Below are 22,405 nucleotides of genomic sequence, written 5' to 3'. Positions count from 1 at the left end.
AACGGATATCCGAACATGTCTTCGCGACTTGATCTTGCGCTGGCCTCGGGGCTGGACCTGACCGCGCCTGTTTCGGTGCTGGGTCCGACGCCCGAGCATGACCTGTCGGCGTTGCCACCCGATACCGAGGTGGTGCAACCCTATCGCCCATGGCACGACCATTTCGCCGCGCGCGGGTTTCGCACCGTAGCGCAGTCGGATGCGCCCTGTGCTGATGCGGTGGTATTCCTGCCGCGCGCCAAGGCGCTGGCGCGCGCGATGGTGGCCGAGGCCTGCCGCCGCGCCTCCGGGCGGGTGGTGGTGGACGGGGCCAAGACCGACGGGGTCGACAGCCTGCTGAAAGACATCCGCAAGCGGGTCGTGGTCGAAGGGCCGCTGTCCAAGGCGCATGGCAAGATCTTCTGGTTCCGCGCCGATGCGGCGGATTTTTCAGACTGGACCCCGCCCGGCGATCAGCGGGTCGCGGGGTTCCGCACCGCGCCCGGCGTGTTTTCCGCCGATGGGGTCGATCCCGCCTCGGCCATGCTTTTGGCCGCGCTGCCGGCCAAGCCGGGTAAGGTGATCGCCGATCTGGGCGCGGGCTGGGGATATCTGTCGGCGGGGATCCTCTCGCGCGAGGGCGTGCGCGCGCTGTATCTGGTCGAGGCCGACCATGTCGCGCTGGCCTGTGCACGCGAAAACATCGACGATCCGCGCGCCAGCTTTCATTGGACCGACGTGCTGAACTGGCAAGCACCCGAGCGGCTGGATTGCGTTGTGATGAACCCACCGTTTCACACCGGGCGCGCCGCCGAACCATCGCTTGGCCAGGGCTTCATCGCTGCGGCCGCGCGCAATCTGACCGGGTCGGGGCAGCTGTGGATGGTGGCCAACCGGCACCTGCCCTACGAGGCAGCATTGAACGAACGGTTCCAGCAGGTGGCCGAGGTCGCCGGCGACAACCGGTTCAAGGTTTTCCACGCCTCTCGCCCCCGGCGTTGAACCCGGCTAAGTTGCGCCCAAAGTCAGGAGACAGCCCATGTCCTTTTCCATCGCAGGCAAGACCGCCATCGTCACCGGCGCGGCCAACGGTATCGGCCTTGCCATCGCGCGCCAGTTCGCCTCGGCCGGGGCCAATGTCATGTTCGCTGACATGGACGACAAAGGGCTGGAGGAGCAGCTGGGCGATTTCGCCGAGGATGGCAACATCCGCTATTTCGCCGGTGACCTGCGCGAGCGGCTGACAGTCGCCAACCTGCTGTCCGCCACGATCGATGCGTTCGACCAGATCGACATTCTGGTGAACGGTGCGCGGCAGGTGATCCCGACCGATCCGCTGGACACGGAGGACGATTCGGTGCGCGTCGCCCTGAACCAGAACCTGTTCCCGGCCTATCGCCTTAGCCAGGCGGTGGCAAAACGGATGATCAAGCAGGCTGGCGAGAATGGCGAAGGGCAGGCCGGTGCGATCATCAACCTGAGTTCGGTCGCCGCCCGGCGGACTCACCCCGACCTGTTGGCTTATTCGGTCTCGACCGCCGCGCTGGACCAGATGACCCGCGCCATGGCGGTGGCGCTGGCGCCGCAGCGGATCCGGGTCAATGCCATTGCCATCGGCTCGGTGATGAGCGCCTCGCTACAAGTGGCGCTGAAGGACAACCGTGACTTTCGCAAGGATATCGAGCGGCACACCCCCCTGGGCCGGGTCGCCGCCGCGAACGAATTGGTGCTGACCGCGCAATATCTGGCCTCGGATGCCTCCAGCTTCATGACCGGACAGATCCTGACGGTCGATGGCGGTCGAACCCTGCTGGACCCGGTGGCAGCACCCGCGCATTGAAGGAAGACCATATGTTCGAGACCGAGAAATCCACCGCTTCGGCATGGTTCCGCGATCTGCGCGACCAGATCGTTGCCGCCTTTGAGGGGCTGGAGGACAGCCATGCCGAAGGGCCGTTCAGTGACATGGCGCCGGGCCGGTTCGAGGTGACCGAGACCACGCGGCAATCCGACGACGGCTCGGACGCGGGCGGCGGGCTGATGAGCGTGATGCGCGGCGGCCGGGTGTTTGAAAAGGTCGGCGTCAATATCTCGACCGTCTACGGTACGCTGGGCGAGCGGGCGCAGGCGGCGATGGCCGCGCGCAAGGGCATTCCCGGCATGGCGGACGATCCGCGTTTCTGGGCCTCGGGCATCAGCTTGGTGGCGCATATGCAGAACCCGAATGTACCGGCGGTGCATATGAACACGCGGATGTTCTGGACCCCGCATGCCTGGTGGTTCGGCGGCGGATCGGACCTGAACCCCTGTATCGAATACGCCGAGGACACGGCGCATTTCCACGCTACGCAAAAGGCGCATCTGGATCCGCACGGGAGCGAGCATTACCCGCGTCTCAAGGCCTGGGCGGACGAGTATTTCTATATCCCGCACCGCAAGCGGGCGCGAGGTGTCGGCGGTATCTTCATGGATGATCTCTGCACACATGACTGGCAGGCGGATTTCGCGCTGACGCAGGATATCGGTCGCGCCTTCCTGCCCGCCTATCTGCCGCTGGTGGAACGCCGCCGGGTGCAGCCGTTCGATGAGGCCGAGAAGGAGGCTCAGCTGGTGCATCGTGGGCTCTATGCCGAATACAACCTGGTCTATGACCGGGGCACCAAGTTCGGGCTGGAGACCGGGCATGACGCCAACGCAGTGCTGATGAGCCTGCCGCCGATGGCGAAATGGATCTGACCGGGTTCAGGGGGCTCTGCCCCCGTCACCTGCGGTGACTCCCCCTGAGTATTTTCGGCAAAGTGAAGGGGCGGGCCGGTTTCCCCTTTGTCAGGGACGGAGCCAGAAATCGTCGGTCAGCCGGTCGTAGCAATAGTTTTGTGCCATCGACGCCGTCATGTTGTCGCCGACCTTTTTGACGCTGATCGAATAGCCCGGGTTGGTATCGGCGCCTTGGGGTGGTTGCAGTGAGAACTGCACGCCCTTGCGGCCCTTGACCGTAACCGCCGGTCCCACCGCCTGCCACAGATAGATGCGCTGGGTCGCGCTGGTTCGCAGCACGCGGATGGCATAATCACCAGCGCCGCACCAGAAATCCTTGGGCGCGGAACCATGCCGGTTGACCACTTCGAACACGCCCTTGCTGACGGGATAGACCTCGAACCGGTTGAAGGCCTGAAACCCCATCGCCATGCCGGGCAGCAACAGCGCCGCGGTCAAGAGGGTCCAGCCTGTCCTGCGCCGTGTCATGATATTACTCCTGCGCGACAATGGGTTGGCTCTTGCAGGATAGAGGGATTCGCGGCGTACGCCAATGCGTGCCCTGTGGTGTGCCCTCAGGCGCTGCGCCAGCCGGCCTCGCGCAGGGCGGCGCCATAGCTGGGGGCGGTTTTCATCCGGGCGCCGAGCCCCTTTTCCAGCAAGAGCGCGTGCATCCGGGGCAGGTTGTAGCAGGGCACATGCATGATCATGTGGTGTTCGAGGTGGTAGTTCACCCAATAGGGCGCCACCAGAAGGCGGGCGATGGGCCCGGCAAGGGTGGTGCGGACGTTCCGGAACGGATCCTCGGATTGTTCGGTGGCGCCGTGCTCGGCGATATTGCGGATGCGCAGGACGAACTGGAACCAGGTGAGATAGGGCAGCACCCAGAAGGCCAGCCCCCACCACCAGTCGCCGACAAGGCTGATCAAGAGTGCCACGCCAAGGAAAACCGGCAGCGATTTCCACAATTGCGGCGCCTTGAAGCTTTGCGCGAAATCCGAAGCCGCGGCCTTGATCGCCTCGTCATCGCCAGCGAGGCGGAAGGACATCAGGATCTGGCCGGTCAGTTGCTTTATTCCGGTACGCCCGGTCAGGTCGCGGGCGAACTTGCGTTGCATCGAGGCATGCGAGGTGGGGAATTTCGACGACAGGACAAGGTCGGGGTCCTTGTCGGTCTGGGTAAAGCGGTGGTGGGTCAGGTGGTAATGGCGATAGGCCGCCAGTTCCGCCAGGATCGGGCGACCGCAGAGCCATTCGCCCACCAGATCGTTGAGCCGCCGGTTGCGGAACAGCGCGTTATGCGCCGCCTCGTGCATCAGGATGGCAAGGCCCAGCTGGCGCGAGCCGACCACGATCACCGCCAGCACAAAGGTCAGCGGATTGGGCCAGAGACCGAAGAGCGACACCGCCAGCGCGATGGTGCCCCAGCAATGCACCACCAACCAGAGACCCATGGCGTCTGAGCGTTCCGCCAGCGGGCGGATTTCCTCGGTGCTGAGATAGGCCTTGCCCGGTGTCATGTTGTGTCCTCCCTGAAAGACAGGGTCTCAGGTCAGGGGCGGGCCTGTCAAACAGAGCGCCACGTCATTCCTCCGGCAGGCCCAGACCGATCAGGATTTGCAGATTTGGTTCGTCGGCCGCGACCCAGCGCGCCCAGATCGGAAAGCGGAAGGCGCGGCGCCAGAATTCAGCTGTCAGGGCCGGGTATCTTTCGCGCGCTTGGGCAAGATAGTGGGCGGCCTTGTCCCGGTTGCCAAGCTTGGCGTGTTTCAGCGCGGTGGCCATGAAGACGAAGTAATCCGCGTTTGCGAACCGGCAGGCGGTTTCATAGGCGGCCAGCGCCTCGGGATCGGCGGCGTCGATGTCGCGAAAGGTGAAGGCATTGCCAAGCTGGAACCAGAAGCCCCAGGCCATCGGGTCCTTGGGGTTCAGACGCAGCGCGGTGCGGGCGGCCCGTTCCAGCCGGTCGCAATCGAGCCTTTGCATGAACAGGCAGGCGTGGCAGCGACCGAAATGCAGCACCGCGTTGTTGGGATTGAGCGACTCGGCCTTGTCCAGCGCGTCGGCGGCATCCTGTTCCCGCCCGGTTATGGCCAGCAGGACGCCCAGCGCGACATAACCGATTTCAAGGCGATCGTCGCGCTCGATGGCTTGCGCAGCATGGTCTAGCCCAGTCGAGATTTCGGCGGCCGGGTCGCGCGTCCGCCCTGTAATGACCTTCACCCAGGCGAGGCGCGCTAGCAGCGCGTGCGGCAAGGCGAAATCCGGATCGGCGGCAATGGCGCGGGTGTAGTAGGCATGTGCCTGCGAATAACCCTCGTCGGTGTAGCGGGTGAATTCGGAATAACCCTTTTGGCACATCTCCCAGGCGGTCAGGCTGTCGGTGGGTTTGCGGCGCGCCAGATTACGTTCGTGCGCGCCCAATTCCGGCTCCACCCCGGACACGATGGCGGCGGTCAACTCGTCTTGCAGGTCGAACAGATCGGCCATGGTCCGGTCCCAGCGTTCAGCCCAGACATGGGCGCCGGTCCGGGCATCGATCAGCTGCGCGGTGGCGCGCAGCCGGTCGCCCGCGCGGCGGACCGAGCCTTCGACCACATAGCGCACGCCCAATTCTTCCGCGATCTGCCGCACGTCCTTGTGGCTGCCCTTGTAGGCAAAGGCAGAGTTGCGGGCGATCACGGTCAGGGTGCGGAAGCGGCTGAGTTCGGTGGTCACGTCCTCGACAATGCCGTCGGCCAGGAAATCCTGTTCCGGGTCGGCTGACATGTTGTCAAAGGGCAGGATGACCACGGCGGGCAGTTCGGCGCGCACCGCGGGTTTCTCCGCGGCGCAGGCGACGCCCTCTGCGCCCACCCGCCAGACCTCGACCGGGTCGGGAATGTTTTTAACCGGCTGCGGGCCCAGTTCGATCAGTTCGGCGGTGACCTTGCCGCGCACCTGGTCGTGGACGCTGCGGGAAATGCAGATGCCGCCGGGGGTGGCCAGGCTTTCCAGCCGGGCGGCGATGTTGACCGCGTCGCCAAGGATATCGTCGCCATCGCTGATCACGTCGCCCAGGTGGATACCGACCCGGAACAACATCCGGGTGTCGGGGGCGGTTTCGGCCTGGTCGCGCGCCACCCGTTGCAGGATGGCGACGGCCGACCGCAGGGCGGCGACGGGCGAGGCGAACTCGACCAGCATGCCGTCGCCCATGGTCTTGATCAGCCGCCCGCCCTCGCGGGACAGGCCGGGCCGGACGATGTCGGCAAAGAGGTGGCGCAGGCGGGTGATCGTGCCTTCCTCGTCCGCAGCCATTAGGCGCGAGTAGCCCGACAGGTCGGCGGCGAGGATGGTGGTCAGGCGGCGGTCCATGCGGGGTCTCCGGGCGGGCGCAGCAATGCGCCCCGCCTACTATGCCCCGGGAACCGGCGATGACAAAGCGGCAAAGGCCGCGCGGGCGGTCAGCCGCGCCAGTCGAAGAAGCCCGGCCCCGCCTCGGTCAGCAGATCACGCGCCATCTCGGTGCCCAGCGCCGGGCCGTCGGTCACGTCGCCGCTGCGGTCGAGCGCGATCGCCTCGGACCCATCAGGGCGCAGCACCTCGCCGCGCAGGCGCAGGGTGGTGCCGTCCAGCTCGGCCAGCCCGGCGATGGGGGTTTCGCAAGAGCCGTCGAGCGCGGCGAGCAGCGCCCGTTCGGCGGCCAGCCGCTGATCGGTCTCGTCATGGTGGATTGCGGCGAGCATCTCGGCGGCGCGGGTATCGTCCAGGCGCCGTTCGATCCCGATGGCGCCCTGCGCGATAGCAGGCAGCATGTCGTCAGGTGAAATCGCGGTGGCGGGCACCTCGGCCATGTTCAGCCGCCGGATACCGGCCATGGCCAGGAAGGTGCATTCGGCCACGCCCTCGGAGAGCTTGCGCAGGCGGGTCTGCACGTTGCCCCGGAATTCGACCACCTTGAGGTCGGGCCGACGATTGAGCAGCTGCGCCTTGCGGCGCAGTGACGAGGTGCCGACCACGGCGCCCTGCGGCAGGTCGCGGATCGCCGAATGGCTGGGCGAAATGAAGGCGTCGCGCACATCCTCGCGCGGCAGGAAGGTGTCGAGCACCAGGCCCGCAGGCTGTTCCACCGGCATGTCCTTCGTCGAATGCACCGCGATGTCGATATCGCCGCGCAGCATCGCCTCTTCGATCTCCTTGGTGAAGAGACCCTTGTTGCCGATCTCTTTCAGCGGGCGGTCCGCCTCGATCATCGCGCGGTTGTCGCCGGTGGTGGTGATCACCACGATCTCGAATGCGTCCTCGGGCAGGTCGAAGGCGACGCCAAGGCGGCGGCGGGTCTCGAACGCCTGCGCCAGCGCCAAAGGCGAGCCACGGGTGCCGATCTTCAGCGGCGATGCGGGAGAGGGAAGTGCGATTTTCATGGACGTCAGCTTTAGTCGCGTCACATTGCCCTGACAATGGGGGCTGCGCTTGACAAATTGCCGCCGAACGCAGACCCGTGGCGCAAAGTGAAGGATGGGGGCGGATATGGCCGAGACAAAGAAACTGCTGCGGGTGCTGGCGGGCGAGGTGCTGGACACCCCGCCGATCTGGATGATGCGGCAGGCCGGGCGGTATCTGCCGGAATACCGCGCCACCCGCGCGCAGGCAGGCGATTTCCTGTCGCTGTGCTATAACCCCGAGCTGGCCGCCGAGGTGACGTTGCAACCGATCCGCCGCTATGGGTTCGACGCCGCGATCCTGTTTGCCGACATCCTGTTGGTGCCGCAGGCGCTGGGCGCCGACCTGTGGTTCGAGACTGGCGAGGGGCCGCGCCTGTCGACCATCGGGTCGCAGGCGGATTTCGACCGGCTGAAGCCGGTGGAAGCGATCCACGAGACGCTGTCGCCGATCTATGAGACGGTGCGCATCCTGACCCGAGAATTGCCATCGGAGACGGCGCTGATCGGCTTTGCCGGAGCGCCCTGGACGGTGGCCACCTATATGATCGCCGGGCGTGGAACGCCCGACCAGGGCCCGGCGCATGCGCTGCGCGAGGGCAATCCGGCGCTGTTTGACGCACTGATCGAACGGCTGACGGCGGCTACAATCGAATATCTGAGCGCCCAGATCGAGGCAGGCGCCGAGGTGGTCAAGATATTCGACAGCTGGGCCGGGTCGCTGAAGGGTGAGGCGTTCACCAAGTATGCGCTGGAGCCCTGCCGCGAGATCACAAAGGCGCTGAAGGCGCGCCATCCCGGCATCCCGGTGATCGGTTTCCCGCGCGAGGCGGGTGAGGGCTATGTCGGGTTTGCCAAGGCCACCGGCGTCGATTGCGTGGCGCTCGACAATTCGGTGACGCCCGATTGGGCGGCGGCGCATGTACAGGTGGATGGCTGCGTGCAGGGCAACCTGGCCTCGTCCCACATGGTGACCGGCGGTCAGGCGCTGGTGGACGAGACGCGGCGCATTGTCGAGGCGTTTTCCAAGGGGCCGCATATCTTCAACCTGGGTCATGGCATCACGCCGGATGCCGATCCTGCAAACGTGCAGCTGATGATCGACACGGTGCGCGGGCGGTGAGTGCAGGAGCGAGGGGCGCTGCCCCTCGCGCTCCCCGGAGTATTTTCAGCGAAATGAAGGGGGGTCAGGGAGTCCCGGGCTTGGCCAGTTCTGCAAGGATCTCCGCCGTGTGTTCCCCGCGCGCGGGACTGGGTTTCGGCTGCCAGTCGCGGCCAGCGAAACGAGGTGCGGGAGCGGCCTGAAGCGTGCCGTCGACCTCGGCCCAGGTGCGGCGGGAGGCGTTCATCGGGTGGTGCTGCGCCTCTTGCGGGCTGAGGACGGGCGCGACACAGGCGTCGGTGCCGAGGAAGAGAACGGCCCAGTGGTCGCGCGGCTGTGTCGCGAAGAGCGCCGCGAGGCGGGTGGTGAGCGCGGGCCAGAGCTTCGGGTTGAACTGCTGCGAGAACTCGGGGTCGTCCGACAGTCCGAGCCGGTCGAGGAAGAGGGCGTAGAACTTGGGCTCGAGGCATTGCACGGTGACATGGCCACCATCAGCGCAGGTATAGGTGCGGCTCCAATGCGGGCCGTCAAGCAGGCTGCGGCCGCGCGTCTCTGACAGACTGCCGGTCTGCCCGAGGCTCATCAGCAGGTTCATCATATGGGCCGAGCCGTCATAGATCGCGGCATCGACCACGGTGCCCTGCCCGGTGGCGCGGGCGTTCAGCAGGCCGGCCAAAATCCCTGTCACCAGATACATGGCGCCTCCGCCGATATCGCCCACCAGCGTAGCGGGTGTCTGCGGCGCGTCGCCGGGGGCCGAGCCGTACCAAAGCGCGCCCGAGAGGGAGATATAGTTGAGGTCATGCCCGGCGGCATGGGACAGCGGCCCGTCCTGGCCCCAGCCGGTCATCCGGCCATAGACAAGCGCCGGGTTCAGGGCGTGGCAATCTTCGGGGCCGAGGCCAAGCTTCTCCATCACGCCGGGGCGGAAGCCCTCGATCAGGGCATCGGCACTCGCGATCAGGGCGCGGGCGGTGGCGATGTCGGCGGCATCCTTGAGGTCGAGCGCGATGGAGCGTTTGCCGCGATCCAGAAGCGAACGCTCCGGCATGCCGGGTGTCACCGCCCCGCCCTTGCGGTGCACGGTGATCACATCGGCGCCCAGATCCGCCAGCAGCATGGCGGCAAAGGGTCCGGGGCCCAGCCCCTCGATCTCGACGATGCGGATGCCGTTCAGCATGATGCTCTCCTTCTCTTTGCGGCAGGTTTCCGGCCCTTGGCGCCGAAATCAAGCGCGGCGGTGACGCATGACGTGGCGTTGCGTTTTGTGCGCGCCGCGCCGCATGCTCTGCTAGGGCGCAGTCAGGGAGGAAGACATGTCCGTTGTTGCCTATGAAAAGGACGGGCGTATCGCCCGGATCACGCTGAACCGGCCCGAGGTGATGAACGCCATCAATGATGAGCTGCCCGGCGCGCTGGCCGCTGCAGTGGCACGGGCGGATGCCGATCCGGGTGTGCATGTGATGGTGCTGTCGGGGGCGGGGCGCGCCTTTTGCGCCGGTTATGACCTGACCTATTACGCAGAGGGCAACGGGGCGGGCGACGTGACCCAGCCGATGCCCTGGGACCCGATCAAGGATTACCGGTTCATGTGGGCCAATACCCAGCATTTCATGTCGCTTTGGCGGGCAGTAAAGCCGGTGCTGTGCAAGGTGCACGGCTTCGCAGTGGCGGGCGGATCGGATATCGCGCTGTGTGCGGATATGACGATCATGGCCGAGGATGCGCAGATCGGGTACATGCCCTCGCGGGTCTGGGGCTGTCCCACCACGGCGATGTGGGTCTATCGGCTGGGGGCCGAACGGGCCAAGCGGATGCTGTTCACCGGCGACAAGATCACCGGGCGTCAGGCGGCGGATATGGGGCTGGTGCTGGAGGCGGTGCCGGCGGAGCGTCTGGACGACCGGGTCGAGGAACTGGCCGCGCGTATGGCGACGGTGCCGATCAACCAGCTGGCGATGCAGAAACTGGTGATCAACCAGGCGATCGAGCAGACCGGGCTGATGCAGACCCAGCGGCTGGCGACGGTTTTCGACGGGATCACCCGGCACAGCCCCGAAGGCATCCATTTCAAGGAACGGGCCGAGGCGGTGGGCTGGAAACAGGCGGTGGACGAGCGCGACCAGGGCACCTGGGACTGGACCGCGAACGAGGCGATCCCCAAGCGGAACCGCTAGGCTCAGACCCGGCCCGCGCGGCTGCCCGACCTTACGCCAGTTCTGCGCTGGCGTTGTTCGCGCAGGAACACGAACAGGCCTGAACCTGCGATCAGCGCCATTCCGGCCCAGACCTCCCAATCCGGCAGATCGCCCCAGATCATCCAGCCCCAGAATACCGCCAGCGGCAATCCGACATATTCGAAGGGCGCCACCGTTGCCGCGTCAGCCTGGCGATAGGCTTGCGCCAGGCAATAGCCGATGATGGCCGAGTTGAGGCCCAGACCGGTCAGAAGCAGCCAGTCCTGTCCGCTGGGCCATGTCCAGGCGCGCAGCAGAAAGACCATGCTGGGGTCCGAGCTTTCGTCAACGAACCGGCCATCGCCCGCGACCAGATAGAACAATGCCCCCACCAGGATGAACATCATCTGGATATAGACCGACAGGGCCGAAGCCTTGCTGCTGACCCCCAGCTTGCGGGTCATCAGTTGCAACAGCGCATAAGTCAGTGCAGACAACACTGGCAGCAGCAGGACCAACCGGCTTGCCTCGAGGCTTTCTGCCCCCTGCCATGGGCGCTGCATCAGGATCACGCCGGAAAAGCCGACCAGCACCGCGCCCAGGCGCATCGGCCCGACACGTTCCTTCAGGATTGGCACCGACAGCAGCGTGATGAACAGCGGCGCGGCAAAGAACAGTGCTGTCACATCCGCCAGAGGCGCCACCGCCAGCGCGGCGAAAAAGCTCATGTTCGAGATCACCACCAGCAGGCCGCGCAGGGCGTGCAGGAAGGGATGCCTGGTTTTCAGGATGCGCCACCCGCCCTCGGCCCAGACCAACCCAAACGACAGCACGATCCCCACAGCCGAACGCGTAAAGACGATCTGGTGCAACGGATAGGCGCCCGACAATTGCTTGACCAGCATGTCGTTGAGCGAAATGGCAAGCATTCCGGCCATGATAAAGGCAATTCCGGCACCTGGCCGGTGTTGTGCGGTCTCGGTCATTTCGTGGATCCTGTCCGGGCGCCCGCGCCCTGCCTCTGGCTATCACGGTTTGGCCCTTGCGCCATGCCTATTTTCGATACCCCCGACGGTTGCCCCCATCGGAGGGCGGCGTTAGCACGGTCCCGTCACAAAGGGAGCGAGCCCATGCAGCTGCACGACACACGTACCATCGCGGCCGACCCCGCGAAGGTTTTTGCCGCGCTTCTCGATCCGGCAGTGCTGTGCACCTGCGTGCCCGGCGCGCAAGAGGTGACCGGCACCGCCGATGAAGGCTTCGAGGCGGTGGTGGTGCAAAAGGTCGGCCCGGTAAAGGCGACCTTTCGCGGTACCGTTACCCTGTCCGAACTGGTGCCGGGCGCTGGCCTGACCCTGACGGGCGAAGGCAAGGGTGGCGCGGCGGGTTTTGCCAAGGGCGGCGCCGAGGTGCGGCTTGCCCCCGATGATACGGGAGGAACTCTGCTGTCCTACCGGGCCGAGGCGCGGGTGGGCGGCAAGCTGGCCCAGCTTGGCAGCCGCATCATCGACGGGTTTGCCCGCAAGATGGCGGACCAGTTCTTTGACAACCTGCAAGCGCAGTTCACGGCCGATGACAACGAGGACCCTCAAGGGGCCGAAGAGGCCGCCGCGCCTCGCAAGACTTGGTTCAGGCGCGGCTGAACGGGGCTGCATATTCGCTCTGTTCCCCTGCGGCGGCAGATTGTAGGGTTCCGGCCAGAACGGGACCAATACATGACGACCATTCTTTCGATCCGGGACTTGCGAAAATCCTATGCTGACGGGTTCGAGGCGCTCAAGGGCGTTTCGCTCGACATTCGCGAGGGTGAGATTCTGGCGCTGCTCGGCCCCAATGGCGCCGGCAAGACCACGCTGATCTCGACCGTCTGCGGCATCACCACGCCCACTTCTGGCAGCGTCACCGTGGGTGGGCACGATATTCAGTCCGACTACCGCGCTGCCCGCCGGATGATCGGCCTGGTTCCGCAGGAAATCGCGCTGGAACCCTTTGAAAAGGTGATGAACACGGTGCGGTTCTCGCGCGGGCTGTTCGGAAAGCGTGCCAATGATGGCCGCATCGAGGAGGTGCTGCGCAAGCTGTCGCTCTGGGACAAGCGTCGCAACGCGATCAAGGAACTGTCGGGCGGCATGAAGCGCCGGGTGCTGATCGCCAAGGCGCTGGCGCATGACCCACGCGTGCTGTTCCTGGACGAGCCCACCGCCGGGGTCGATGTGGAACTGCGCAAGGATATGTGGGAGATCGTGGCCGAGTTGAAGGCCGCCGGTGTCACCATCATCCTGACCACCCATTACATCGAAGAGGCCGAGGCCATCGCCGACCGCATCGGCGTCATCAACAAGGGCGAGCTGCTGCTGGTCGAGGACAAGGCCAAGTTGATGGCACGGATGGGCCGCAAACAGCTGGACGTGCTGCTGACCCGACCGATTTCCACGATCCCGGCCAGCCTCGCCCGTCACAACCTGTCGCTGGGCGCGGCGGGGGATGTGCTGATCTATAGCTATGACACCCATGCCGACCGGACCGGGATCACCACGCTCTTGAACGACGTGGCCGAGGCCGGTCTGGTATTGCGCGACGTGGTGACCCGCCAATCGAGCCTCGAGGAGATCTTCGTCACCCTCGTCAAGGGAGAGACACAATGAACTGGGCCGCCATTGCCGCCATCTACCGGTTCGAAATGGCCCGGTTCTTTCGCACCCTGGCGCAGAGCTTCATTTCGCCGGTGCTCAGCACCTCGCTTTATTTCGTGGTGTTCGGCACCGCCATCGGCAGCCGCATCCAAGAGATCGAAGGTGTCTCTTATGGCGCCTTCATCGTGCCCGGGCTGATCATGCTGTCGGTGGTGATGCTGTCGATCTCGAACGCCTCTTTCGGCATCTATTTCCCGAAATTTCTGGGCACCGTCTATGAACTGCTCTCGGCGCCGGTCAATTTCATCGAAATTGTCATCGGCTATGTCGGCGCGGCGGCGACCAAGGCGCTGTTTGTGGGACTGGTGATCCTGGTGACCGCCAGCTTCTTTGTCGATCTCAGGATCGAGCATCCCTTTGCCATGGCGGCCTTTCTGGTGCTGACCTGTCTCAGCTTCTCGCTGCTTGGCTTCATTGTCGGCATCTGGGCCAGCAATTTCGAACAGATGTCGCTGGTGCCGCAACTGGTGGTGACGCCGCTAATCTTTCTGGGCGGTACGTTTTACAGCATCTCGATGCTACCGCCGGCCTGGCAAACGGTGACCTTGTTCAACCCGGTGGTCTATCTGATCTCGGGGTTTCGCTGGTCGTTCTACGGGCTGGCCGATGTGCCCGTTGGGTTGAGCCTGTTGGCGATTGCCGGGTTCACGGGGCTTTGCCTGGCGGTGATCTGGTGGATCTTCCGGACCGGCTGGCGCATTCGCAGTTAAGAGGAGGAGCACGTTGCAAATTTGCCCGTTCGCTGTGGGAAATATGTTGCCGTCGCGTATCTGTCATGCCGCGCGTCTTGTTTGTCGGCAGGGCGCGCTCTACATCGGCTGCCATGACACTCGCCCTTCCGTTTAAGAAAAAGCCGCCTCTGGTGGCCGTGGTTCGCCTGTCCGGTGCGATTGGTCTCGCCGGGCGCGGGGCGCTGAACGACACCACGCTTGCCCCCATGCTCGAGCGCGCCTTTCGCAAGGGCAAGCCTGCGGCCGTTGCGCTGGAAATCAATTCGCCAGGCGGATCGCCGGTGCAAAGCTCGCTGATCGGGGCGCGTATCCGGCGTCTAGCGACCGAGCATGAGGTCCCCGTCTATGCCTTTGTCGAAGATGTGGCAGCCTCGGGCGGGTATTGGCTGGCCTGCGCCGCTGACGAGATCTGGGCCGATGACAGCTCGGTTCTCGGTTCGATCGGGGTGATCTCGGCCAGCTTCGGCGCGCATGTGTTTCTGGCGCGCCAGGGGTTCGAGCGGAGAGTGCACACGGCGGGCAAGTCGAAATCCATGCTCGACCCGTTCAGCCCGGAAAAGAAAGAGGACGTGACCCGGCTCAAGGGATTGCTGGGCGACATCCACCAGAACTTCATCACCCATGTCAAAGAACGTCGCGGCGACCGGCTGGATGCCACCGAAGACCTGTTCACCGGCGAGGTCTGGCTGGGCGCGCGGGCCCGCGATCTGGGGCTGATCGAAGGGATCGCCCATATGAAACCCAAGATGCAGGAACGGTTCGGCGACAAGGTGCGGTTCCGCCGCTACGGCATCCGACGCCCGTTCTGGTCACGGTTCGGCGTGCATCTGGCTGAGGATGCGCTTGCCGGCATCGAGGAGCGCGCGGCCTTTGCGCGTTTCGGTCTCTGACATGCTGACAAAGATCGTCGCCCTTTTCCTGGTTGGCATGATGGTTCTCGCCATGTTCGGACGTTTGCGGTTTCCGGGCGCGTCCCGGCTGAAATCGGCAAAATGTCCGCGTTGCGGGCGCTACAGGATCGGCAAGGGCCCCTGCGCCTGTGGACATGGAGGCCGCACATGATGCCATGGATCCTATCGGCGCTGGGGCTGGTCATCCTGCTTCTGGCCGGGGACGCGCTGGTACGGGGCGCGGTCAATCTCAGCCTGCGGCTGGGCGTGCCGGCGCTGATCGTCAGTCTGACCATCGTCGCCTTCGGTACCTCGGCGCCGGAGCTGCTGATTTCGATCAAGGCCGTGCAGGAAAACGCGCCGGGCATCGCGCTGGGAAATGTCGTGGGGTCGAACACCGCGAATATCCTGCTAGTGCTGGGGCTGCCGGCCCTGTTGGCGACGCTGCACACCAGCGAGTGCAATACGAGGCGCAACTATGTGCTGATGATCCTGGCCTCGGTCCTGTTCATCGGGCTGGCCTTTTATGGCACATTCACCGCCACCAGCGGCCTGATCCTGCTGACCGGTCTGGGGTTGATGCTGGCCAATGCCTTTCGCGAGGCGCATGCCCATCGCAAAGCCTGCGGGGATCCCTGCGCCGATGACGATCTGGAAGCGTTGGAGGAGGCCGATCCCGACATGCCGTGGTGGCGAATCGGGATCTATCTGCTGCTGGGCCTGATCGGCCTGCCGATGGGGGCGCATCTGCTGGTCGACAATGCCTCGATTATCGCGCGCACCTACGGGGTTAGCGAGACCGTGATCGGCCTGACCCTGGTGGCGGTCGGCACCTCGCTGCCCGAACTGGCCACCACCGTAATGGCCGCGCTCAGGCGTCAGGCGGACGTGGCACTGGGCAACGTGATCGGATCGAACATGTTCAACCTGCTGGCCATCATCGGTGTGGCCACGCTGTTTGGCCCTATCCCGGTTGATCCCGAGTTCCTGCGGTTCGATCTTTGGGTGATGCTCGCGTCTTCGCTGATGCTGATCCCGTTCGTGTTCTTCAAGTTGGACATCACCCGCACCTGGGGTGTGTTCCTGACGGGCATCTATGTCGTCTATATCGTTGTCGTCCTGCTCTAGACGACACACAACAAGGAGGTGCTGACATGGCATTGGCGCTTGTCACCGGGGCTGGCCATCGTCTGGGCCGGGCCATGGCGCTTTATCTTGCCGGGCGCGGCCATGACGTGGCGGTGCACTTTGCCAGTTCCGAAAGCGAGGCGACCGAAGTAGCGGAGCGGATCCGGCGTTTGGGCCAGCGCGCAACAGCGCTTCAGGCCGATCTGCTGGATGAGGACCAGATGCAGACCCTGCTGCCCCGCGCAGCAGAGGCACTGGGCGCCCCGGTCACCTGTCTGGTCAACAATGCCTCGATCTTTGAATATGATAGCCTGACCAGCGCCAGCCGGCAAAGCTGGGACCGGCATATGGAGAGCAATCTGCGCGCCCCTTTCGTGCTGACCCAAGCGATGGCAGCGCAGGGACTGGAAGCGATCTCGGACGACAATGGCGAACCCATGGCGACCGGTTTGATCATCAACATGATCGACATGCGCGTGCGAAAGCTGACGCCAGAATTCATGACCTATACGCTGGCCAAGGCCGCGCTGTGGACCCTGACCCAAACCAGCGCCCAAGCGTTGACACCGGCGATCCGCGTCAATGCGATCGGCCCCGGACCGACGTTGAAGGGACACCGCCAGTCGCCCGAACATTTCGCAAGCCAGCGCGCCCGCACCATCTCGGGCCGGGGTGCCAACGCCGAAGATATCACCGCCGCCTTGGGATATTTCCTCGATGCCCCTGCGGTCACCGGGCAGTTGCTTTGCGTCGATGGCGGTCAGCATCTGGGTTGGCGCACCCCTGATGTTCTGGGGGTTGAATAGAGGTTCAGGCTGCAAGTTTTGCACCGGCTTGGTTGACGTAACGAAAGCGTTACAAAAAGACCTTTGTTTTCATTTACTTGCAGCGCATCTGGAAAAGTTTTCTTTGAAATCAGAGGATTGCAGTGCTGCCTATTTTTTAGGCAACTCGGAAAACTGCCCGCGAAACAAGGGAAATTTCCACGTGTCGTAAACTTGTCTTCAGACTTATCCACATAATCCGTGGATTTGTTTCCTCTTGAAACGGACGCCACAAGATTGCAGCCGGGTCCAGAGAATCATATCTCGGTCCCATGCAAGACACGAACCCGTCCCAACCTGATTCCCCGGCCACCGGATATGCTTGTATCCAGGACTATTTGCGCAGTCTGACCGGCGCGCCCGGTGTCTACCGGATGCTCGATGCGCAGGCGCGGGTGCTCTATGTCGGCAAGGCGCGCAACCTGCGCGCCCGAGTGTCGAACTATGCCCGCCCCGGCCATAGTCCAAGAATCGAGCGGATGATCCGCGAGACCGCCTCGATGATGTTCCTGACCACGCGCACCGAGACCGAAGCGCTGCTGCTGGAACAGAACCTGATCAAACAGCTCAAGCCAAAATACAACGTGCTGCTCAGGGATGACAAAAGCTTTCCCAATATCCTGGTGGCCAAGGACCATCCCTTTGCGCAGATCAAGAAACATCGGGGCGCGAAAAAGGAAAAGGGCACCTATTTCGGCCCCTTCGCCAGTGCCGGTGCGGTCAATCGCACCCTGAACCAGTTGCAAAAGGCGTTCCTGCTGCGCAACTGCACCGATGCGGTGTTCGACAGCCGCACCCGGCCCTGCCTGCTCTACCAGATCAAGCGGTGTTCGGGGCCCTGCGTGGGGCTGATATCCGAGACCGATTATGCCGCCGCCGTCAAGGATGCTGAACGCTTCCTTTCGGGCCGCTCGACCCGAGTGCAAGAGGAACTGGCGGACCAGATGATGGAAGCGTCCGAGGCGATGGAGTTCGAACGTGCAGCGGCGTTGCGCGACCGGATCCGGGCCTTGACCACGGTGCAGGGCGCACAGGGCATCAACCCGCGCGGCGTGGCCGAAGCGGATGTGGTGGCCCTGCATCTGGAGAACGGCCAGGCCTGCGTGCAGGTCTTTTTCATCCGGGCCAACCAGAACTGGGGCAACCGCGATTTCTATCCCCGCGTGGGCGAGGGCGTCTCGGCGGCCGAGGCGATGGAGGCCTTTCTGGGCCAGTTCTATGACAACAAGGAACCGCCCCGGCAGCTGATCCTGTCGGACGCGATCGAGAATGCAGACCTGATGACCGAGGCGCTGAGCGAGAAGGCCGGGCGCAAAGTGGAACTGCTGGTACCCCAGCGCGGCGAAAAGGCCGAACTGGTTTCGGGCGCGCTGCGCAACGCGCGGGAGTCGCTGGCCCGGCGGATGTCCGAAAGCGCCACACAGGCCAAGCTGTTGCGCGGGCTGGCCGAGGCGTTCGACCTGGATGGCCCGCCCCAGCGGATCGAGGTTTATGACAACAGCCATATCCAGGGCACCAATGCAGTGGGCGGCATGATCGTGGCGGGACCTGAGGGGCTGATGAAGAACCAGTACCGCAAGTTCAACATCCGGGGCGATGACCTGACCCCCGGTGACGATTTCGGCATGATGAAAGAAGTTCTGACCCGCCGGTTTACCCGCCTGCTGAAAGAGGATCCCGACCGTGACAAGGGGCTGTGGCCCGATCTGTTGCTGATCGACGGCGGCGCCGGGCAGGTCAGCGCGGTGCAGGAGATCATGGTGGCGCACGGGGTCGAGGATATTCCGATGGTGGGCGTCGCCAAGGGCATCGACCGCGACCACGGCAAGGAAGAGTTCCACCGCATCGGGCAGCGCCCCTTTGCCCTGAAACGCAACGACCCGGTGCTGTATTTCATCCAGCGGCTGCGGGACGAGGCGCACCGCTTTGCCATCGGCACCCACCGGGCCAAGCGGGCAAAAGCGGTCAGCGCAACCCCGCTCGACGATATCCCCGGCGTCGGTGCCGCCCGCAAACGCGCGCTGCTTGCGCATTTCGGCAGCGCCAAGGCGGTGAGCCGCGCCGATCTGGCCGACCTGACCGCGGTCGAAGGTGTCTCCGAGGGGCTGGCGCAGAAAATCTACGACTTCTTCCACGAAAGCTGACTTGCCATTTGCTTTGCCCTGCGCTTGGCTGACGCGGGGAGGACGTTTCGATGACATTGATGCAGGGGTTTCCGCCAGCCGAGGCCGACCGCGCCACATTGGCGAACTGGCGCACCCGACCCTATTCGGCCTGGGCCTTTCATCATGTGCGCGAGATCGTGCCTTCGGCCCGGATCGCCAATGCGCCGGGCGATGTGTGGGCGCTGGAGCAGGGTGCGCCGCTGCTTTCCGAGGATACGCTGAGCGATATCCTTGCACCCACCTGCACCGATGCGCTGGTCGTGCTGCATCAGGGCCGTGTCGTGCACGAGGTCTATCGCAACGGTATGGGGGCCGATGATCCGCATATCCTGATGTCGGTCTCGAAATCCGTGCTGGGCCTCCTGGCCGGGATTCTGGCGGACAAGGGGCTGTTGGACCTGAATGCGGCAATCACCGACTATGTTCCCGAGCAGGGAGAAACCGCCTATGCCGGTGCGACGGTGCGACAGGCGCTGGATATGCGGGTGGGGGTCGCGTTCTCCGAAGACTACACCGCCACCACCGGCCCGATCATCGCCTATCGCAAGGCGGCTAACTGGAACGTGGTCGAGCCGGGTGACACGGTACCCGATCTGCGCGGGTTCCAGCAGATGCTGACCGAGCGTGACGGTCCGCATGGCGGGCGGTTTCACTATGTCTCGCCGGTAACCGACCTTTTGGCCTGGGTGTTCGAACGGGCGGCGGGGCTGCGCTATGCCGACCTGATGTCCGAACATCTGTGGCGGCCGATGGGCGCAGAGCAGGCGGCCTATATCACTGTCGACCGTATCGGCGGGCCACGGGCGGCGGGTGGTATGTGCGTCACCGCCCGCGATCTGGCGCGGGTGGGGCAGTTGATCTGCCGGGGCGGCGCACGCGCGGACGGGCGTCAGGTGATCCCCGCCGACTGGCTGGACGATATCGCCACGCAGGGTGATCCGGAGGCCTGGGCGACCGGTGATTTCGCCGACCGTTTCGCGGAATATGACATGGTCTATCGCAGCAAGTGGTATATCCACCCCGGAGCCAAACCGCTGATCCATGGCATGGGCATCCACGGTCAATACCTCTTTGCCGATCCAGCCCGCGACCTGGTCGTGGCCTGGATGGCATCCGAGGCGGACCCCACCAGCGACCGCGCCTTTGGCCTGCGCTATCGCCTGATCGAACAGTTGCGCGCGGTTGTCTGAGATATGCGGTACTTCTGTCCTCTTTCCCATTCGCTCGGGGCAGGATAAACCCAGCGCATGAAGTGGAACCTGCCCAATATCCTGACCCTGCTGCGCCTGCTTGCCGCGCCCGGCCTGGCAGTCATGTTTCTCTATTTCACGCGGCCCTATGCCGACTGGTTCGCGCTGATCCTGTTCGTTTCGGCGGCCGTCACCGACTGGTTCGACGGCTATCTGGCAAGGGCCTGGAAACAGGAAACCAAGATGGGCGCGATGATGGATCCGATCGCCGACAAGGCGATGGTGGTGATCGCGCTGATGATCCTTGTGGGTTATTCAACAGAACATTGGACACCTTGGCTGGTATTGCCCGCCACGGTGATCCTGTTCCGCGAGGTCTTTGTCTCGGGTCTGCGCGAATATCTCGGTGATGTGGCCGGTACGCTCAAGGTAACCAAGCTGGCCAAGTGGAAGACCACGACCCAGATGATCGCCATCGCGGTGCTGTTCAGCCAGGGCATTTTCGAACACTACCTGGTGATGTCCTCATTCGGCATGGATCAGGGGATCGTCGATCAGATCATGGCGGGCGAGGTCGCGGACCTGCACGGCCTGCGTTGGAAGCTGGATGGCATGATCTGGTCCGGACGCGTGGGCCTGTGGCTGTTGTGGGTCGCGGCGGCGCTGACATTGATCACAGGCTTTGACTACCTACGTAAAGCCATGCCGCACCTGAGGGAGACGCGCTGATGGATGTTCTCTATTTCGCCTGGGTCCGCGAGCGGATCGGTGTGCCGCGCGAGCGGGTCGAAACCGGGGCGCAGACCGTGGCGCAACTGGTCGAGGAGTTGTGCGCCCGCGAGCCGCGTTACGAGGCGGCATTCGCCGATCTGAGCGCCCTGCGGGTGGCGCTGGATCAGGATTTGGCCGATTTCGACGCATCGCTCAGCGGCGTGCGCGAAGTGGCCTTTTTTCCGCCGATGACCGGAGGCTGAGTCCGATGCGGGTGCTGGTCCAGAAGGAACCCTTTGACCTTGGCGCCGAGGCCAACGCCTTTGCCGCCGCCGATACCGGCATGGGCGCCATCGTGACCTTTACCGGCGTGGTGCGCGATCTGGCGCAGGGCGATCTGGATGTGATGGAGATCGAGCATTATCCGGGCATGACCGAAAAGGCACTGACCAGGATCGCATCAGAGGCGCAAGAGCGCTGGTCATTGGGCGACGTGCTGGTGATCCATCGCTTTGGCCGATTGTCGCCGGGTGATCGGATCATGATGGTCGCCACCGCCGCACCCCATCGCAAGGATGCGTTCGAGGCTGCCGAATTCCTGATGGACTATCTGAAGTCCCGCGCGCCGTTCTGGAAAAAGGAAATCACCGGGGCTGGCGCAGGCTGGGTCGCCGCCAAGGACGAGGATGAAGACGCCCTGACCCGCTGGTAGGCACCTCGCGCCGATCGCTCAGCCGCGATGATGGCGCAGCTCTTCGGCCTCTTGCCGGGCCGCGCGCAACCCGTCCATCGCTGCGGCCAGTTCCGCCTCGGTCTGGGTCAGCTGGTTGGTCAGTTCCGCCTCGCGCTGCTGCAGATAGGTGATCGCCTGATCGCGGGCCTCCTCGGCCTCGTGCAACTCCTGGCTCATTCGGTCCAGATCGGCCACATCGCTTTGCCGGACGCGGGTGAACCGGTGCACCAACCAGTTCGCGAACCATCCCATGGAAAAGGCCACAAACAGGATGATGGCGGTTGCGATGATGAAGTTGGTTCTATCCACTTACTGATCCTCCCCGGCGGCCCCGGTGGTGCTCTGTTCAGCCTCCGCATCAGCGGATTGTTCTGCCTCGACCTGCTCCAGCGCGGTCGTGTGATCGTCCACCGTTTCCGGTCGGATCAGGTGGAATTCGATGCGGCGGTTGGCTTCGCGCCCCGCTTCGGTGCCATTGTCGGCGATCGGCTGGCTTTCGCCATAGCCGACGGCGGCGTAGCTTGCGGTCAGCACCCGGCGGGCCCGCAACTCGTTCAGAACCGATTGGGCGCGGGCCTGGCTGAGCTGCTGGTTCATTTCTTCGCGGCCCTGGCTGTCGGTGTGACCCTGGATTTCCAGACGGATCGGGCCGCAGCTTTGCAGCAGGTCCGCGATCCTGTCCATGGTACCTGATGCACTGGCCGCAATTGTCGCGGAACCCGGCTCGAAGGCGATCTTGTCGTTTGCTTGCACCTCGGCCAGCAACGCCTCGCACCGGTCCGGGTCAAGGCTGGTTTCCTCAGGCTCTGGCGGCTCTTCGTAGGTAATCTCCAGATCGAAATTCTGGTTCTCACCCAGCTTGTCGGCCAACAGCCGGGCAATCTCGGCACTGGCCTCCTCC

General features: G+C 64.3%; 24 protein-coding genes. 16 read left to right on the top strand and 8 right to left on the bottom strand.

The genetic code is table 11. The features are described 5' to 3' along the window. Positions 1 to 15: 15 nt before the first annotated feature. From AC2FNA_RS06900 to hemF, 3 genes are read left to right on the top strand one after another with little or no spacing between them, the layout of a single operon-like run. Positions 16 to 981, top strand: coding sequence for a class I SAM-dependent methyltransferase (locus tag AC2FNA_RS06900; RefSeq protein WP_496825298.1), 966 nt, complete (start codon positions 16 to 18; stop codon positions 979 to 981). 37 nt (positions 982 to 1,018) lie between these two features. Beyond that, a complete protein-coding gene (locus tag AC2FNA_RS06895) occupies positions 1,019 to 1,819 on the top strand; it encodes an SDR family NAD(P)-dependent oxidoreductase (RefSeq protein ID WP_496825297.1) in 801 nt (266 codons plus the stop codon). 11 nt (positions 1,820 to 1,830) lie between these two features. Then, on the top strand, positions 1,831 to 2,715 hold the full coding sequence (gene hemF, locus AC2FNA_RS06890) for an oxygen-dependent coproporphyrinogen oxidase (RefSeq protein WP_496825296.1): 885 nt from the start codon (positions 1,831 to 1,833) through the stop codon (positions 2,713 to 2,715). 90 nt (positions 2,716 to 2,805) lie between these two features. Here hemF and AC2FNA_RS06885 read toward each other — a convergent pair whose 3' ends face one another. The 4 genes from AC2FNA_RS06885 to hemC form a co-directional block, all read right to left on the bottom strand. Next, a complete protein-coding gene (locus AC2FNA_RS06885; RefSeq protein ID WP_496825295.1) occupies positions 2,806 to 3,225 on the bottom strand; it encodes a hypothetical protein in 420 nt (139 codons plus the stop codon). Positions 3,226 to 3,311: 86 nt separating this feature from the next. After that, the gene (locus AC2FNA_RS06880; protein ID WP_496825294.1) at positions 3,312 to 4,256 is read right to left on the bottom strand and encodes a fatty acid desaturase family protein; all 945 of its coding nucleotides are present in this window, start codon (positions 4,254 to 4,256) and stop codon (positions 3,312 to 3,314) included. 64 nt (positions 4,257 to 4,320) lie between these two features. Beyond that, positions 4,321 to 6,093, bottom strand: coding sequence for an adenylate/guanylate cyclase domain-containing protein (locus tag AC2FNA_RS06875; protein ID WP_496825293.1), 1,773 nt, complete (start codon positions 6,091 to 6,093; stop codon positions 4,321 to 4,323). A gap of 89 nt (positions 6,094 to 6,182) precedes the next feature. Next, positions 6,183 to 7,142, bottom strand: a complete 960-nt coding sequence (hemC, locus tag AC2FNA_RS06870) for a hydroxymethylbilane synthase (protein WP_496825292.1) — start codon at positions 7,140 to 7,142, stop codon at positions 6,183 to 6,185. A gap of 106 nt (positions 7,143 to 7,248) precedes the next feature. Here hemC and hemE point away from each other — a divergent pair, with 106 nt between their 5' ends. After that, the gene (gene hemE / locus AC2FNA_RS06865) at positions 7,249 to 8,283 is read left to right on the top strand and encodes a uroporphyrinogen decarboxylase (RefSeq protein WP_496825291.1); all 1,035 of its coding nucleotides are present in this window, start codon (positions 7,249 to 7,251) and stop codon (positions 8,281 to 8,283) included. Positions 8,284 to 8,347: 64 nt separating this feature from the next. On the opposite strand, the gene AC2FNA_RS06860 is transcribed toward hemE, so the two are convergent. Continuing rightward, positions 8,348 to 9,442 (bottom strand): CaiB/BaiF CoA transferase family protein, encoded by a 1,095-nt coding sequence (locus AC2FNA_RS06860; protein WP_496825290.1) that lies wholly within the window; start codon positions 9,440 to 9,442, stop codon positions 8,348 to 8,350. Positions 9,443 to 9,578: 136 nt separating this feature from the next. Here AC2FNA_RS06860 and AC2FNA_RS06855 point away from each other — a divergent pair, with 136 nt between their 5' ends. Next, positions 9,579 to 10,439: a crotonase/enoyl-CoA hydratase family protein gene (locus tag AC2FNA_RS06855; RefSeq protein WP_496825289.1), complete on the top strand. Its 861-nt coding sequence runs from the start codon at positions 9,579 to 9,581 to the stop codon at positions 10,437 to 10,439. Between the two features lie 2 nt (positions 10,440 to 10,441). On the opposite strand, the gene AC2FNA_RS06850 is transcribed toward AC2FNA_RS06855, so the two are convergent. Continuing rightward, positions 10,442 to 11,425 (bottom strand): DMT family transporter, encoded by a 984-nt coding sequence (locus AC2FNA_RS06850; protein ID WP_496825288.1) that lies wholly within the window; start codon positions 11,423 to 11,425, stop codon positions 10,442 to 10,444. A 144-nt stretch (positions 11,426 to 11,569) separates the two neighbouring features. On the opposite strand from AC2FNA_RS06850, the gene AC2FNA_RS06845 reads away from it, so the two are divergent. The 11 genes from AC2FNA_RS06845 to AC2FNA_RS06795 all read left to right on the top strand — a co-directional run bounded on the left by AC2FNA_RS06845 (position 11,570) and on the right by AC2FNA_RS06795 (position 21,483). Next, entirely contained in the window at positions 11,570 to 12,082 is a 513-nt protein-coding gene (locus tag AC2FNA_RS06845; protein ID WP_496825287.1) for an SRPBCC family protein, read from the top strand. Between the two features lie 72 nt (positions 12,083 to 12,154). Then, positions 12,155 to 13,084 carry an ABC transporter ATP-binding protein gene (locus tag AC2FNA_RS06840; RefSeq protein WP_496825286.1) on the top strand — a complete coding sequence of 310 codons (930 nt, stop codon included), beginning with the start codon at positions 12,155 to 12,157 and terminating at the stop codon, positions 13,082 to 13,084. After that, positions 13,081 to 13,842 carry an ABC transporter permease gene (locus AC2FNA_RS06835; RefSeq protein ID WP_496825285.1) on the top strand — a complete coding sequence of 254 codons (762 nt, stop codon included), beginning with the start codon at positions 13,081 to 13,083 and terminating at the stop codon, positions 13,840 to 13,842. The genes AC2FNA_RS06840 and AC2FNA_RS06835 overlap by 4 nt, the downstream gene beginning before the upstream one ends. A 113-nt stretch (positions 13,843 to 13,955) precedes the next feature. After that, positions 13,956 to 14,753, top strand: a complete 798-nt coding sequence (locus AC2FNA_RS06830) for a S49 family peptidase (protein WP_496825284.1) — start codon at positions 13,956 to 13,958, stop codon at positions 14,751 to 14,753. Positions 14,754 to 14,921: 168 nt separating this feature from the next. Continuing rightward, positions 14,922 to 15,881, top strand: a complete 960-nt coding sequence (locus AC2FNA_RS06825; RefSeq protein WP_496825283.1) for a calcium/sodium antiporter — start codon at positions 14,922 to 14,924, stop codon at positions 15,879 to 15,881. Between the two features lie 26 nt (positions 15,882 to 15,907). Further along, entirely contained in the window at positions 15,908 to 16,687 is a 780-nt protein-coding gene (locus AC2FNA_RS06820) for an SDR family oxidoreductase (protein WP_496825282.1), read from the top strand. A gap of 290 nt (positions 16,688 to 16,977) precedes the next feature. Beyond that, positions 16,978 to 18,849 carry an excinuclease ABC subunit UvrC gene (gene uvrC, locus AC2FNA_RS06815; protein ID WP_496825281.1) on the top strand — a complete coding sequence of 624 codons (1,872 nt, stop codon included), beginning with the start codon at positions 16,978 to 16,980 and terminating at the stop codon, positions 18,847 to 18,849. A 50-nt stretch (positions 18,850 to 18,899) separates the two neighbouring features. Continuing rightward, positions 18,900 to 20,060 carry a serine hydrolase domain-containing protein gene (locus tag AC2FNA_RS06810; RefSeq protein ID WP_496825280.1) on the top strand — a complete coding sequence of 387 codons (1,161 nt, stop codon included), beginning with the start codon at positions 18,900 to 18,902 and terminating at the stop codon, positions 20,058 to 20,060. A 57-nt stretch (positions 20,061 to 20,117) separates the two neighbouring features. After that, the gene (gene pgsA / locus AC2FNA_RS06805; protein ID WP_496825279.1) at positions 20,118 to 20,789 is read left to right on the top strand and encodes a CDP-diacylglycerol--glycerol-3-phosphate 3-phosphatidyltransferase; all 672 of its coding nucleotides are present in this window, start codon (positions 20,118 to 20,120) and stop codon (positions 20,787 to 20,789) included. Continuing rightward, positions 20,789 to 21,034: a molybdopterin converting factor subunit 1 gene (gene moaD / locus AC2FNA_RS06800; RefSeq protein WP_496825278.1), complete on the top strand. Its 246-nt coding sequence runs from the start codon at positions 20,789 to 20,791 to the stop codon at positions 21,032 to 21,034. Before pgsA ends, moaD begins: the two co-directional genes overlap by 1 nt. 5 nt (positions 21,035 to 21,039) lie before the next feature. After that, on the top strand, positions 21,040 to 21,483 hold the full coding sequence (locus AC2FNA_RS06795; RefSeq protein ID WP_496825277.1) for a molybdenum cofactor biosynthesis protein MoaE: 444 nt from the start codon (positions 21,040 to 21,042) through the stop codon (positions 21,481 to 21,483). A gap of 18 nt (positions 21,484 to 21,501) precedes the next feature. On the opposite strand, the gene AC2FNA_RS06790 is transcribed toward AC2FNA_RS06795, so the two are convergent. Beyond that, positions 21,502 to 21,813 (bottom strand): hypothetical protein, encoded by a 312-nt coding sequence (locus tag AC2FNA_RS06790; protein WP_234142427.1) that lies wholly within the window; start codon positions 21,811 to 21,813, stop codon positions 21,502 to 21,504. Beyond that, positions 21,814 to 22,405: OmpA family protein (locus AC2FNA_RS06785; RefSeq protein WP_496825276.1), on the bottom strand; the 592-nt coding region annotated here is incomplete at its 5' end. It abuts the gene before it with no gap.

The organism is Ruegeria sp. YKSD163, from assembly GCF_059612905.1.
The sequence above is the reverse complement of the archived record's forward strand: the minus strand, read 5'-3'. Positions and strand labels throughout refer to the sequence as shown.